This window comes from Enterobacter sp. ENT03, assembly GCF_019218745.1.
Taxonomy (GTDB): Bacteria; Pseudomonadota; Gammaproteobacteria; order Enterobacterales; family Enterobacteriaceae; genus Enterobacter_D.
Genome location: NZ_JAHUXA010000001.1, coordinates 173,138 through 187,109 on the forward strand (window position 1 = coordinate 173,138; position 13,972 = coordinate 187,109).

Genomic DNA, 13,972 nt, shown 5'->3' on the forward strand with positions numbered 1-13,972 from the left:
TTACCGTTACCCTTTTTACCGCAATTTATACGCTTACTATGTGATATTTGTCGCACTAAAACTTGATAAAACGTTTTATCTTCTGGCCACTGAATCCACTTTTCCAGACAAGGAATTGTTCATGCCTGTCAAAACTGCACCAAAAATTACGCTGTGGGAGTTTTTCCAGCAATTAGGCAAAACGTTTATGTTGCCGGTGGCCCTGCTCTCTTTTTGCGGGATCATGATGGGCATCGGCAGCTCGCTGAGCAGCCATGATGTGGTGACGCTGTTACCGGCACTCGGTAACCCCGTGTTGCAGGCGATTTTCATCTGGATGGGGAAAGTCGGATCTTTTGCGTTCAGCTTTCTGCCGGTGATGTTCTGTATTGCTATCCCGCTGGGGCTGGCGCGTGAAAACAAGGGCGTGGCGGCCTTTGCTGGTTTCGTCGGTTATGCAGTGATGAATCTGGCCGTTAACTTCTGGCTGACCGCGAAAGGCATTCTGCCTACCACGGACGCTGCCATTCTGAAAGCGAATAACGTGCAGAATATTCTGGGGATCCAGTCGATTGATACCGGCATTCTCGGCGCGGTGATCGCCGGCGTCGTGGTGTGGTTGCTGCATGAACGTTTTCATACGGTGCGTCTGCCGGATGCACTGGCATTCTTCGGCGGCACGCGCTTTGTGCCGATTGTCACCACGGTGGTGATGGGACTTGTGGGGCTGTGTATTCCGCTGATCTGGCCGTTTTTCGCCATGGGCATCAACGGGCTGGGGCAGATGATCAACAGCGCCGGAGATTTTGGTCCGATGATTTTCGGTACCGGCGAGCGTCTGCTGTTGCCCTTTGGCCTGCACCATATTCTGGTGGCGCTGATCCGCTTCAGTGAAGCAGGCGGCACCCTCGATGTCTGTGGACATACGGTCAGCGGCGCGTTAACCATTTTCCAGGCGCAGTTAAACTGCCCGACGTCCCACGGTTTTGCCGAGAGCGCCACGCGCTTTCTGTCACAGGGTAAAATGCCCGCCTTTCTTGGCGGCTTACCGGGTGCCGCGCTGGCGATGTACCACTGCGCCCGCCCCGAGAACCGTCATAAAATTAAAGGCCTGCTGATTTCCGGCGTCGTTGCCTGTGTGATCGGCGGTACGACCGAGCCGCTGGAGTTCCTGTTCCTGTTTGTCGCGCCGGTGCTGTATGTGATCCATGCGCTGCTTACCGGTCTGGGCTTTACCATGATGGCGGTGCTGGGCGTGACCATCGGCAATACCGACGGCAACGTGATCGACTTTGTGGTGTTTGGCATCCTGCACGGTCTGGCAACCAAGTGGTATATGGTGCCGGTGGTCGCAGCAGTCTGGTTTGTGGCCTACTACGCCATTTTCCGTTTCGCTATCACCCGCTTTAACCTCAAAACCCCAGGCCGCGAAGCGGAGATCAGCAGCCAGCTTGAAAAGCGCTTTGCCGGCAGCGCCGGGAAATCCGGCTATAACGTCCCGGCAATTTTGGCCGCGCTCGGCGGTGCGGAAAACCTGGTGACCATCGACAACTGCATTACCCGTCTGCGTTTGTCCGTGGCGGATATGAACAAGGTGGATACCGAGGCGCTGAAAGCACTGCGGGCGATTGGTGTGGTGAAATTAAACGCGCATAATCTTCAGGTGGTCATTGGCCCGCAGGTTCAGTCGGTCAAAGATGAACTGGTGTCACTGATGAATACCGTTGAAGCATAAGGATATAACGATGTTTGATTTCTCACGTGTCGTGGATCGCTACGGCACCTGGTGTACCCAGTGGGATTATGTGGCGGACCGTTTTGGTCATGCTGACCTGCTGCCCTTCACCATCTCGGATATGGATTTTGCCACCGCCCCCTGTGTGATCGACGCTTTGCAGGCACGGTTAGCGCACGGCGTGCTGGGCTACAGCCGCTGGAACAACGAGGAATTCATCAGTGCCGTACGGCACTGGTTCGGTACGCGCTTTAACGCCCCGCTGCCGGACAATGCGCTGGTGTATGGCCCGTCGGTGATCTATATGGTCGCCGAACTGATCCGCCTGTGGTCGGCGACAGGCGACGGAGTGGTAGTGCATACCCCGGCCTATGACGCCTTTTACAAGGTGATCGAAGGCAACGATCGCCGCATCGTGCCGGTGCCTTTACAACACAATGGCGACTGGTATTGCGATATGACCAGGCTGGAAGCCGTGCTGGCACAAGAAGAAAACAAAATCCTGCTGCTGTGTAGCCCGCAAAACCCCACCGGGAAAGTCTGGACGCAGGACGAACTCAACACCATGGCGACACTGTGCGACCGCCACGGCGTGAAGGTGATCAGCGATGAGATCCATATGGATATGACCTGGGGCGATCATCAGCATATCCCCTGGAGCCGCGTCGCTCAGGGGCCGTGGGCGCTGCTCTCGTCGGCATCGAAAAGCTTTAATATCCCGGCGCTTACCGGCGCATACGGCATTATTGCAGACGACGTGACACGGTCACGTTATCTCACTGCACTGAAGAGTCGCGACGGGCTGTCATCGCCATCGGTACTGGCGCTGCATGCGCATATCGCCGCCTATGAGCAGGGCGCGCCCTGGCTGGATGCGCTGCGGGACTATTTAGCGGCGAATCTGGCGTATGTCGCGGCGGAATTGAACGCCGCTTTCCCTGCCCTTAAGTGGCAACAGCCGCAGTCAACCTATCTGGCATGGATCGATCTGCGCCCGCTCGGCATCGACGATATGCAGTTGCAAAAAGAACTGATTGAAAACCAGAAAGTCGCCATTATGCCGGGGCTCACTTACGGCGATGCGGGCCGCGGGTTTGTGCGTCTGAATGCTGGTTGCCCGCGGGTTAAGCTGGAACAGGGTGTCAGCCGGTTAATCGCCGGGATCCAGGCACTTTTGTGATTTTGTGTTGCGCAACCAACTTATTGCTTGCGCAACATAGCTTTTTACCCCGATTTATTTTTATAATGCTCTGCACTTTACCTAAAACATCTAAAAAGAGTGCAGCATGATCGATTCCACTATTCCATTGACCGACATTCACCGCCACCTTGATGGCAATATTCGCGCCCAGACGATCCTCGATCTTGGCCGCCAGTTTAATCTCGCCCTCCCTGCTGACACCCTTGATACCCTGCGTCCACACGTTCAGGTCACAGCTAACGAACCCGATCTGGTCAGCTTCCTGTCGAAACTCGACTGGGGCGTCAAAGTGTTGGCCTCGCTGGACGCCTGCCGTCGTGTGGCGTTCGAAAATATGGAAGATGCCGCGCGCAACGGCCTGCACTATGTGGAACTGCGTTTTTCACCAGGCTACATGGCGATGACCCATAACCTGCCGGTGGCGGGCGTGGTGGAAGCGGTTATCGAGGGCGTCCGTCAGGGCAGCAGCGCGTTCAACGTACAGGCGCGCCTGATTGGCATTTTGAGCCGCACTTTCGGTGAAGCGGCCTGTCTGGAAGAGCTGGAAGCGCTGCTGGCGCACCGGGACAGCATTACTGCGCTGGATCTGGCGGGTGATGAGCTGGGTTTCCCCGGCAGTCTGTTCCTTTCCCACTTCAACCGCGCGCGCGACGCTGGCTGGCACATTACCGTCCACGCGGGTGAAGCGGCAGGCCCGGAAAGCATCTGGCAGGCGATCCGTGAGCTGGGCGCCGAGCGTATCGGCCACGGGGTCAAAGCCATTGAAGATCGCGCGCTGATGGATTTCCTTGCCGAGCAGCGTATCGGTATTGAATCCTGCCTGACCTCTAATATTCAGACCAGTACCGTCGCCTCGCTGGGTGCGCATCCGCTGAAAGTCTTCCTTGAGCACGGCGTGCTGGCGACGCTGAATACCGACGATCCGGCAGTTCAGGGCGTGGATATTATTCATGAGTACAATGTGGCGGCTCCGCAGGCGGGTTTAAGCCGCGAGCAGATCCGTCAGGCGCAGATCAACGGGCTGGAGATCGCTTTCCTGAGCGCCGCTGAAAAGCAGGCGCTGCGCGATAGCCTCACCCGTAATTAAAAAAAAGCCCGGCACGCGCCGGGCTATTTCATTAAGACAGGCAAAGCGTCGAGCGATGTTTTGCCGATTCCATCCCCAGCTCGATCAGCTCCATGATCTGGATCGCCTGACTGGCGGGCACCGGGTTTTCCCCTTCACCGTTTAGCGCATCGCGGATCCCGGCGTAATACGCCGGATAGTTGCCCGGAATGGTCAGCAGCGTTTCTTCTACCCGCTCGTCGCCTTCCGCACGGGTCAATACGCCATCCCGCATGTCATAGCCCCAGTCCTCCTGCGGCAGACGCTCGCCGTTTTTCAGACGTTCTTCCTGCGGATCAAGGCCAAACTTCACGTAGCTGCCGCGCGTGCCGTGCACGATATAACGCGCTGATTCTGCCGCGGCCAGCAGCGTGCCGTGCAGGATCACACGTCGCTGCGGGTAGGTGAGCACCGCATGGAAATAATCCGTGGCCTGTGCGCCGGGACGCAGCTGCGCCAGGTCAACGCTCAGTCCTACCGGCAAGCCAAACAGGTTGACCGCCTGATCGAGCAGATGCGGCCCCAGATCGTACCAGATGCCGCTGCCCGGTCCGGCCATTTCACGCCAGCGGTTACGTACTTCAGGACGGTAGCGGTCAAAATGCGACTCGAAGAAGGTGACTTCCCCCAGCGTGCCGTCTGCCACCAGCGCTTTCAGGGTCAGAAAATCACTGTCCCAGCGGCGGTTATGGAACACGGACAGCACGCGACCCAGGCTTTTCGCCAGCGCATCCAGTTCGCGAGCCTGTGACAGTGTCACGGTAAACGGTTTATCCACTACCACATGTTTCCCGGCTTCCAGCGCCGCTTTCGCCAGCGGGAAATGGGTGTCGTTGGGCGTGGGGATGACAATCAAATCCAGTGAAGGATCGTTAAACAGGTGCTTCGGCTCTGACACCACCGGCACGTTCGGCCAGCCGGCGTGGACTTTGTTTTCGTCACTGCTGGAGATCGCCGCCAGCTCCATCCCCGGCGTACCTTCAATCAGTGGTGCGTGGAAGGTTTTGCTGGCATAGCCATAACCAATTAATCCGACACGGATTTTGTCACTCATATAGCTGCCTCTCATCAGTGGAGGAATGGAATAACAGGTTGTTCATCATACGTGGCGAAATTGCGCCTGTCTTCCCCGACACTCCTGCCGTAAAGGACAGACTTTTTTCAGCGCATTCCTAAAAATGGGAAAGTTCCCGCGACGACTTGTCCGGATAATTACCTGCCGCTACTATTCCGCTTCAACAAAAAAGGAGAAGTCGGAATTATGTACGGAGTTTTCAATCGCATCGTTGAATTAGCCGGTTGGGTTGTGCTTGGCGTCAGCGTCATTCTGCTGGGTGTGGCCAGTCATATTGACAATTATCAGCCCCCAGAACCTGCTGCCGTCACCCAGGCAAAATAACCTGGCCTTTACGGAAAGGTGACTGCCCTCCCATTCCTGTAACCGGTTTCTGAAACCGGTTGCGGTTATAAAAGCATCGCGTGTAACGTTCCTGAACGTCATAGATCAGTAAGGAGCGAAAGATGGCTGCTTTTCCGGAACATTTTTTATGGGGTGCCGCAACCGCGGCGTATCAGGTTGAAGGCGGGCATGATGCCGATGGCAAAGGCCCGTCGATCTGGGATGTGTTCTCACATATTCCCGGCGCGACCTGGCAGGATACCAATGGCGATGTCGCCGTTGACCATTACCATCGCATGCAGGAAGACGTTGCGCTGATGGCGGAGATGGGCCTGCAAAGTTACCGCTTTTCCATTTCGTGGCCGCGACTGCTGCCGAAAGGCCGCGGCGAGGTGAACGAAGCGGGCGTGAAGTTTTACAGCGATCTGATCGACGCCCTGCTGGCGCATAATATTGTCCCGATGATCACCCTTTATCACTGGGATTTGCCGCAGGCGTTACAGGATGAAGGCGGCTGGGAGGCGCGTTCAACTGCTGAAGCCTTTGAAGAGTATGCCCGTCTGTGTTACGACCGTTTCGGCTCCCGCGTCCGCCTGTGGGCCACGTTTAATGAAACCATTGTCTTTATCGGCCACGGTTATATCACCGGTAGCCACCCTCCTTCTGTCACCGATCCGGCACGCGCCATTCAGGCCTGTCACCATGTGTTTATCGCCCACGCACTGGCGGTGAAAGCCTTCCGTCACGCTGGCATTGCGGGCGACATCGGCTTTGTGAACGTCCTGCAACCGCATACCCCGCTCACCCACCTGCCGGAAGATGTGGCGGCGGCAAATATGGCGGACGCTATTCATACCCACTGGTTCTACGATCCGGTGCTGAAGGGCGAATACCCGGCGGCATTACTGGACGCGGCGCAGCAACGCTGGGGCGTACCGCGTTTTGCCCCGGATGACGATCGACTGCTACGGGAAAACCGCTGCGATTTTATCGGCCTTAATTATTACCGCCGTGAAACGGTAGTGGCGAATCCAGGCGAAACCCACATTCAGTCGAATCATTCCGGTGAAAGTAATAGCGGACATGAATTCGGCTTTAAAGGTCTGTTTAAATTTGTCCGCAATCCCGATGGCGTCTATACGGACTGGGACTGGGAAATCTGGCCGCAGGGTCTGACCGACGGCATTATGCAAATTAAAGCGCGTTACGGTGATATTCCGATGTACATCACCGAAAATGGTTTAGGCGCGAAAGATCCCATTATTAACGGCGAGATTGTTGACGACCCGCGAATTGATTATCTGCGCATGCACGTGGACGCCATGGCCGAGGCGATGGCTCAGGGCGCGGATGTGCGCGGCTATTATCCGTGGTCCTTTATTGATCTACTGAGCTGGCTTAACGGCTATAAAAAACAGTACGGCTTTGTGTATGTCGATCATAACAATAACCTTGCCCGCAAACGTAAAAAGAGTTTCTTCTGGTATCAGCAGCTGATTGCCAGCCGGGGCGCGCAGCGTTAATTCCTCTCGCAGGCACATTCCGCTGCCTGCGTTATTCTGCTTAAGAAAATCCTTATTTCACCTCGCACCGCATAGACGGACAAATGCGCCCCTGGAAGTCGCGTATTATTGCCCGTTGCGTCTGACCGTTACCGGTAATAAAGGCTGTCGTAATCGCATGGCAATGCTTTATAATCCCGGCCCGGCAAATCACGTGTATTGACATAAAGGTGAACTATTCATGACTGCTACGCCCGCAGAACGCATCGGAGGCTGGTTGCTCGCCCCACTGGCATGGCTGCTGGTTGCTCTGCTGAGTACCTCGCTCGCGCTGCTGTTGTATACGTCAGCGCTGATGTCGCCGCAGACATTCGCCACACTGCGCGCTCAGGGCGTGCTGTCGATAGTGATGTGGTTTGCCACGCTGCTGTTCGCCGTGGGGATGTGGTATTACACCCTGTGGCTGACCATCGCCTTTTTCAAACGACGCCGCATGGTGCCAAAGCACTATATTATCTGGCTGCTGATTTCCGTGCTGCTGGCGGTGAAAGCCTTTGCGTTTTCACCGGTATCAGACGATCTGGCGCTGCGCCAGCTGCTGTTCCCGCTGTTGGCGGCCGCGCTGCTGGTGCCCTATTTTAAGCGGTCAACGCGGGTGAAAAACACCTTTGTTAACCCGTAATAACCCTACAGTTATGCTGTTGTCGCCCGTTACGGATTGCCCGATAATGGGCGGTTTTTTCTTTCAGGCCGAATAATGACTGATTACTTGCTGCTGTTTGTCGGAACCATTCTGGTCAATAACTTTGTGCTGGTGAAGTTCCTGGGACTCTGCCCGTTTATGGGGGTGTCCAAGAAACTGGAATCCGCCATGGGGATGGGACTGGCCACCACATTTGTCATGACAATGGCGTCGGTGTGCGCGTGGATCATCGATACGTGGATCCTCATTCCGCTGGATCTGATCTATCTGCGTACGCTGGCCTTTATTTTGATCATCGCCGTGGTGGTGCAGTTCACCGAAATGGTGGTGCGCAAAACCAGTCCGGCGCTGTATCGCCTGCTGGGTATCTTCCTGCCCCTCATCACCACCAACTGTGCGGTGCTGGGCGTGGCGCTGCTCAATATTAATCTTGGGCACAATTTTATGCAGTCCGCGCTGTACGGCTTTTCCGCAGCGGTGGGCTTTTCACTGGTGATGGTGCTGTTCGCCGCGATCCGCGAGCGTCTGGTGGTGGCGGATGTGCCTGCCCCTTTCCGCGGTAACGCCATTGCACTGATCACCGCGGGTTTAATGTCTCTGGCCTTTATGGGCTTTAGTGGTCTGGTGAAGTTGTAATGAGCACGATCTGGATTGCCATTGCGGCCCTGAGCGTCCTCGGGCTGATTTTTGGCGTCATTCTTGGCTACGCCTCCCGCCGCTTTGCGGTGGAAGACGATCCCGTTGTCGAACGCATTGACGAACTGCTGCCGCAGAGCCAGTGCGGTCAGTGCGGCTACCCCGGCTGCCGCCCCTATGCGGAAGCCGTGGGCATTCAGGGTGAAAAAATTAACCGCTGCGCCCCTGGCGGCGAAGCGGTGATGCTGAAAATCGCCACGCTGTTAAACGTCGATCCACAACCGCTGGACGGCGATGACGCCGCCCCCGAGCCGGTGCGTATGCTGGCGGTGATCGATGAACCTAATTGTATTGGCTGCACCAAATGTATTCAGGCCTGCCCGGTCGATGCCATCGTTGGCGCGACCCGCGCCATGCATACGGTGATGAGCGACCTGTGCACCGGCTGTAACCTTTGCGTCGATCCGTGCCCGACCCGGTGTATTGAATTGCGTCCGGTTACCCCGACGCCTGACAGCTGGAAGTGGGATTTGCAGACGATCCCGGTGCGCATTATTTCTGTGGAACAACATGCTTAAGTTATTCTCCGCCTTCCGAAAAGATAAACTGTGGGACTTCCACGGCGGTATTCATCCGCCGGAAATGAAGACCCAGTCCAACGGCACCCCGCTGCGTCAGCTGCCGCTGGCTTCGCGTTTTGTGATCCCCCTCAAGCAGCATATTGGCGCTGAGGGTGAGCTTTGCGTACGGGCCGGCGATCGCGTGCTGCGCGGTCAGCCGTTGACCCGCGGTCGTGGTCGTATGCTGCCGGTTCATGCCCCGACGTCGGGCGTGATCGTGGCCATCGCCCCCCACTCCACGGCGCATCCGTCGGGTCTGGCGGAACTGAGCGTGATTATTGACGCTGATGGTGAGGATCGGTGGATCGAGCGCGACGGCTGGAGCGATTACCGCTCACGCAGCCGCGAGGCGCTGATTGAGCGGATTCATCAGGCAGGTGTCGCCGGTCTGGGCGGCGCAGGCTTCCCTACCGGCAATAAATTGCACGGCGGCGGCGATAAAATCGACACGCTGATTATTAATGCCGCCGAGTGTGAACCCTACATCACCGCCGATGATCGGCTGATGCAGGACTGCGCGGCGCAGGTGGTTGAAGGTATTCGTATTCTCGCGCATATCTTGCAGCCGCGTCAGGTGCTGATCGGCATTGAAGATAACAAACCGCAGGCGATTTCTATGCTGCGTGCGGTGCTGGCGGGTTCGCACGACATCACGTTGCGTGTGCTCCCCACCAAATACCCCTCCGGCGGTGCGAAGCAGCTGACGCAGATCCTGACCGGTAAACAGGTGCCGCACGGCGGGCGTTCGTCTGACATCGGCATCCTGATGCAAAACGTTGGCACGGCGTATGCGGTAAAACGCGCGGTGGTGGACGGCGAGCCGCTGACCGAACGTGTGGTGACGCTGACCGGTGAAGCAGTAAAACAGCCCGGTAACGTCTGGGCGCGTCTGGGTACGCCGATACGCCATTTGCTGGATGCGGCGGGTTTCTGCCCGAGCGGTGAACAGATGGTGATCATGGGCGGCCCGCTGATGGGCTTTACCCTGCCGTGGCTTGATGTGCCGGTGGTCAAAATTACCAACTGCCTGCTGGCCCCCTCCGCCACCGAAATGGGCGAGCCGCAGGAAGAGAAAGGTTGTATCCGCTGTAGCGCCTGTGCGGATGCCTGTCCTGCGGATCTGCTGCCGCAACAGTTGTACTGGTTCATTAAAGGCCAGCAGCACGACAAAGCCACGTCGCATAATCTCTCCGACTGTATCGAGTGCGGCGCCTGTGCCTGGGTATGCCCAAGTAATATTCCGCTGGTGCAGTATTTCCGTCAGGAAAAAGCCGAGATCTACGCCATCGCGCAGGAAGAAAAACGCGCGGCCGAGGCAAAAATGCGCTTTGAAGCGCGTCAGGCACGGCTTGAGCGTGAAAAAGCCGCGCGCCTCGCCCGTCATAAACAGGCGGCCGTGCAGCCAGCGGCGAAAGATCAGGCCGCTATTGACGCCGCACTCGCCCGGGTGCGCGAGAAAAAACAGAACGCCACCCAGCCAGTGGTTGTGCAGGCGGGCGCCGTTCCGGATAACAGCGAGATGATCGCCGCCCGTGAGGCCCGTAAAGCCGAGGCCCGCGCCCGTCAGGCGGCAAAAGCCGAACAGCGTGAAGCCGTTACCGAAACGGACGTCGATCCGCGCAAAGCGGCGGTAGAAGCCGCCATCGCCCGCGCCAAAGCGCGTAAAGCCCAGCAGCACACTACCGGGACGCCAGAGCCGGAAATTGCGTCTGCGCCGGTTACACAGGAGATCGATCCGCGCAAAGCGGCAGTGGAAGCGGCCATCGCCCGCGCTAAAGCGCGTAAAGCACAGCAGCACGCTGCCGGGACGCCTGAGCCGAAAATTGCGCCTGCGCCAGCTGCGCAGGACATCGAACCGCGCAAAGCCGCGGTTGCAGATGACATCGATCCGCGCAAAGCCGCAGTCGAAGCCGCCATCGCGCGCGCCAAAGCACGTAAAGCACAGCAGCAGGTCACCGATACCGCGGCGGCCAATGACGATCCGCGTAAAGCGGCCGTCGCCGCGGCGATCGCCAGAGTTCAGGCTAAGAAAGCCGCACAACAGGCCGTAAACGAGGATTAAATGGTTTTTCGAATCGCAAGCTCCCCTTATACCCATAACCAGCGCCAGACCTCGCGCATCATGCTGCTTGTGTTGCTGGCGGCCCTGCCGGGCATTGCCGTGCAAAGCTGGTTTTTCGGCTGGGGAACGCTGATACAAATTCTGCTGGCGGGCGTCAGCGCACTGGCGGCTGAAGCGCTGGTGCTTAAATTACGCAAGCAAAACATCCGTGCGATCCTCGCGGATAACTCGGCACTGTTAACCGGGCTGCTGCTGGCGATCAGTATTCCGTCGTTTGCCCCCTGGTGGATGGTGGTACTGGGCACGGTGTTCGCGGTGATCATCGCCAAACAGCTGTATGGCGGCCTTGGGCATAATCCGTTTAACCCGGCGATGGTCGGCTATGTGGTGCTGCTGATCTCCTTCCCGGTGCAGATGACCAGTTGGCTGCCGCCGCATGAGATCGCCGCCACGGTGCCCGGCTTTATGGATGCAGTACAGTTGATCTTCTCCGGCCATACGGCGTCCGGTGGCGACATGAACACCCTGCGCATGGGCATTGACGGCATCAGCCAGGCGACACCGCTGGATACCTTTAAAACCTCCCTGCACGCCGGACATTCTGTCGATGAGATCCTGAGCTACCCCATTTACAGCGGCGTGCTGGCCGGTGCAGGCTGGCAATGGGTTAACCTGGCCTATCTGGCAGGCGGTGTGTTCCTGCTGTGGCAAAAAACCATTCGCTGGCATATTCCGGTGAGCTTTATCGCCATGCTGGCCTTTTGCTCAACGCTCGGCTGGTTGCTGTCGCCGGACAGCCTGGCATCCCCGACGCTGCATATTTTCTCTGGCGCTACCATGCTGGGCGCGTTCTTTATTCTGACCGATCCGGTGACCGCCTCGACCACCAATAAAGGCCGTCTGATTTTTGGCGCGCTGGCGGGTCTGTTGGTGTGGTTGATCCGCAGCTTCGGCGGCTATCCGGATGGCGTGGCCTTTGCCGTGCTGCTGGCGAATATTACCGTTCCGTTAATCGATTACTACACGCGTCCGCGCGTGTACGGTCACCGCTGAGGACACACCATGTTAAAGACCATGCAGAAACACGGTGTAACGCTGGCGATCTTCGCCGCCTGCTGTACCGGTATGACCGCCGCGATTAATCAGCTGACCAAATCCACCATCGACGATCAGGCCGCGCTGCAACAAAAAGCGCTGTTCGATCAGGTGGTGCCCGCGTCGCTTTACGATAACGATCTCAGCCAGAGCTGCTATTTTGTAACAGCGCCGGAGCTTGGCAAAGGTGAGCACCGCGTGTATATCGCCCGTAAAGGCGACACGCCGGTGGCGGCGGTGATTGAAGCCACCGCGCCCGATGGCTATTCCGGCGCGATCCAGCTGCTGGTGGGCGCGGATTTCAACGGCACCGTAACCGGCACGCGCGTCACTGAACACCATGAAACACCAGGACTGGGGGATAAAATCGAACTGCGTATCTCCGACTGGATCCTGACCTTTGCGGGGCGGAAAATCGATCCGCAGGACTCAGCACATTGGGCGGTGAAAAAAGACGGCGGCGATATCGATCAGTTTACCGGTGCGACCATCACGCCGCGTGCGGTGGTGAACGCCGTGAAACGGGCCGGGATTTATGCGCAGTCGCTGCCTGCCCGCCTTAACCATTTACCGACCTGTGGAGAGTAAACCATGAGCGAAGTAAAAGACGTTATTGTTCAGGGGTTGTGGAAGAACAACTCCGCGCTGGTGCAGTTGCTGGGGATGTGTCCGTTGCTGGCGGTCACCTCGACGGCGACTAACGCGCTGGGGCTGGGGCTGGCAACCACGCTGGTGCTGACGTTGACCAACCTGTCCATCTCTGCCCTGCGTCGCTGGACACCGGCTGAGATCCGTATTCCGATTTACGTGATGATCATCGCCTCGGTGGTGAGCGTGGTGCAGATGCTGATCAACGCTTACGCTTTCGGCCTTTATCAGTCGCTGGGGATCTTTATCCCGCTTATCGTCACCAACTGTATTGTAGTGGGTCGTGCTGAAGCCTTTGCAGCGAAAAAAGGCCCGGCGCTGTCGGCGCTGGACGGTTTTGCCATCGGCATGGGCGCCACCGGCGCGATGTTTGTTCTGGGATCGATGCGTGAAATTATTGGTAACGGAACGCTGTTTGACGGCGCGGATGCGTTGCTGGGTAGCTGGGCGAAAGTGCTGCGCATTGAGGTGTTCCACACCGATTCCCCTTTCCTGCTGGCGATGCTGCCGCCCGGCGCGTTTATTGGCCTCGGCATGATGCTGGCAGTGAAATACCTGATCGATGAGCGCAGTAAAAAACGCCGTGCCGCTGCGGTGGCGACGACCGATGCGGCACCAGCCGCCACGCCCGGGAAGGCATAATGAACAATGTGAAAAGAAGGGAAATCTTGACCCGTCTGCGGGATAACAATCCGCATCCGACCACCGAACTGAATTTCAACTCGCCCTTTGAGCTGTTGATTGCAGTGCTGCTGTCGGCGCAGGCCACCGACGTCAGCGTTAATAAAGCCACGGCAAAGCTCTATCCGGTCGCGAACACGCCGCAGGCGATGCTGGAACTGGGCGTCGAGGGTGTGAAGTCTTACATCAAGACCATTGGCCTGTTTAACAGCAAAGCGGAAAACGTCATCAAAACCTGCCGGATGCTGATCGAACTGCACGGCGGCGAGGTGCCGGAAGATCGTGCGGCGCTGGAAGCGCTGCCGGGGGTCGGGCGCAAAACCGCGAACGTAGTGCTGAACACTGCCTTCGGCTGGCCAACCATTGCCGTGGATACGCACATTTTTCGCGTCTGTAACCGTACCCGTTTTGCGCCTGGCAAGAATGTCGAGCAGGTGGAAGAGAGCCTGCTGAAAGTGGTGCCTGCGGAGTTTAAAGTGGACTGCCACCACTGGCTGATCCTGCATGGACGTTACACCTGCATCGCCCGCAAGCCGCGCTGCGGCTCCTGCCTGATTGAAGATCTTTGTGAATACAAAGAAAAAGTGTACGAATAATGTTCTCGCC

At 57.5% G+C, this 13,972-nt stretch carries 14 protein-coding genes; 13 read left to right on the forward strand and 1 reads right to left on the reverse strand.

Annotated elements, in window-relative coordinates; genetic code table 11:
• Window positions 1–121 precede the first annotated feature (121 nt).
• From malX to add, 3 genes are all read left to right on the forward strand, one after another.
• Window positions 122–1,714: a maltose/glucose-specific PTS transporter subunit IIBC gene (gene malX, locus KW828_RS00820; RefSeq protein WP_218334567.1), complete on the forward strand. Its 1,593-nt coding sequence runs from the start codon at window positions 122–124 to the stop codon at window positions 1,712–1,714.
• Window positions 1,715–1,724: 10 nt separating this feature from the next.
• Window positions 1,725–2,894: a MalY/PatB family protein gene (locus KW828_RS00825; RefSeq protein ID WP_218334568.1), complete on the forward strand. Its 1,170-nt coding sequence runs from the start codon at window positions 1,725–1,727 to the stop codon at window positions 2,892–2,894.
• A gap of 106 nt (window positions 2,895–3,000) precedes the next feature.
• Window positions 3,001–4,002 (forward strand): adenosine deaminase, encoded by a 1,002-nt coding sequence (gene add, locus KW828_RS00830; protein WP_218334569.1) that lies wholly within the window; start codon window positions 3,001–3,003, stop codon window positions 4,000–4,002.
• Between the two features lie 31 nt (window positions 4,003–4,033).
• Here the strand turns inward: add and KW828_RS00835 are convergent, their stop codons facing one another.
• Window positions 4,034–5,074, reverse strand: coding sequence for an oxidoreductase (locus KW828_RS00835; protein ID WP_218334570.1), 1,041 nt, complete (start codon window positions 5,072–5,074; stop codon window positions 4,034–4,036).
• 207 nt (window positions 5,075–5,281) lie between these two features.
• Here KW828_RS00835 and blr point away from each other — a divergent pair, with 207 nt between their 5' ends.
• The 10 genes from blr to nth all read left to right on the forward strand — a co-directional run bounded on the left by blr (window position 5,282) and on the right by nth (window position 13,962).
• Window positions 5,282–5,419 (forward strand): division septum protein Blr, encoded by a 138-nt coding sequence (gene blr / locus KW828_RS00840; protein ID WP_218334571.1) that lies wholly within the window; start codon window positions 5,282–5,284, stop codon window positions 5,417–5,419.
• A gap of 122 nt (window positions 5,420–5,541) precedes the next feature.
• Window positions 5,542–6,942 carry a GH1 family beta-glucosidase gene (locus tag KW828_RS00845; protein ID WP_218334572.1) on the forward strand — a complete coding sequence of 467 codons (1,401 nt, stop codon included), beginning with the start codon at window positions 5,542–5,544 and terminating at the stop codon, window positions 6,940–6,942.
• 220 nt (window positions 6,943–7,162) lie between these two features.
• Window positions 7,163–7,603 carry a DUF2569 domain-containing protein gene (locus tag KW828_RS00850; protein ID WP_218334573.1) on the forward strand — a complete coding sequence of 147 codons (441 nt, stop codon included), beginning with the start codon at window positions 7,163–7,165 and terminating at the stop codon, window positions 7,601–7,603.
• A gap of 75 nt (window positions 7,604–7,678) precedes the next feature.
• Window positions 7,679–8,260: an electron transport complex subunit RsxA gene (gene rsxA, locus KW828_RS00855; RefSeq protein WP_218334574.1), complete on the forward strand. Its 582-nt coding sequence runs from the start codon at window positions 7,679–7,681 to the stop codon at window positions 8,258–8,260.
• Window positions 8,260–8,838, forward strand: coding sequence for an electron transport complex subunit RsxB (gene rsxB / locus KW828_RS00860; protein ID WP_218334575.1), 579 nt, complete (start codon window positions 8,260–8,262; stop codon window positions 8,836–8,838). Before rsxA ends, rsxB begins: the two co-directional genes overlap by 1 nt.
• The gene (rsxC, locus tag KW828_RS00865; protein WP_218334576.1) at window positions 8,831–10,942 is read left to right on the forward strand and encodes an electron transport complex subunit RsxC; all 2,112 of its coding nucleotides are present in this window, start codon (window positions 8,831–8,833) and stop codon (window positions 10,940–10,942) included. Before rsxB ends, rsxC begins: the two co-directional genes overlap by 8 nt.
• The gene (gene rsxD, locus KW828_RS00870) at window positions 10,943–11,995 is read left to right on the forward strand and encodes an electron transport complex subunit RsxD (protein ID WP_218334577.1); all 1,053 of its coding nucleotides are present in this window, start codon (window positions 10,943–10,945) and stop codon (window positions 11,993–11,995) included.
• A gap of 9 nt (window positions 11,996–12,004) precedes the next feature.
• Complete coding sequence (rsxG, locus tag KW828_RS00875) at window positions 12,005–12,625, forward strand: electron transport complex subunit RsxG (protein WP_218334578.1); 621 nt, start codon at window positions 12,005–12,007, stop codon at window positions 12,623–12,625.
• A gap of 3 nt (window positions 12,626–12,628) precedes the next feature.
• The gene (locus KW828_RS00880) at window positions 12,629–13,327 is read left to right on the forward strand and encodes an electron transport complex subunit E (protein WP_218334579.1); all 699 of its coding nucleotides are present in this window, start codon (window positions 12,629–12,631) and stop codon (window positions 13,325–13,327) included.
• Window positions 13,327–13,962 carry an endonuclease III gene (gene nth / locus KW828_RS00885; protein ID WP_218334580.1) on the forward strand — a complete coding sequence of 212 codons (636 nt, stop codon included), beginning with the start codon at window positions 13,327–13,329 and terminating at the stop codon, window positions 13,960–13,962. The genes KW828_RS00880 and nth overlap by 1 nt, the downstream gene beginning before the upstream one ends.
• Window positions 13,963–13,972 lie beyond the last annotated feature (10 nt).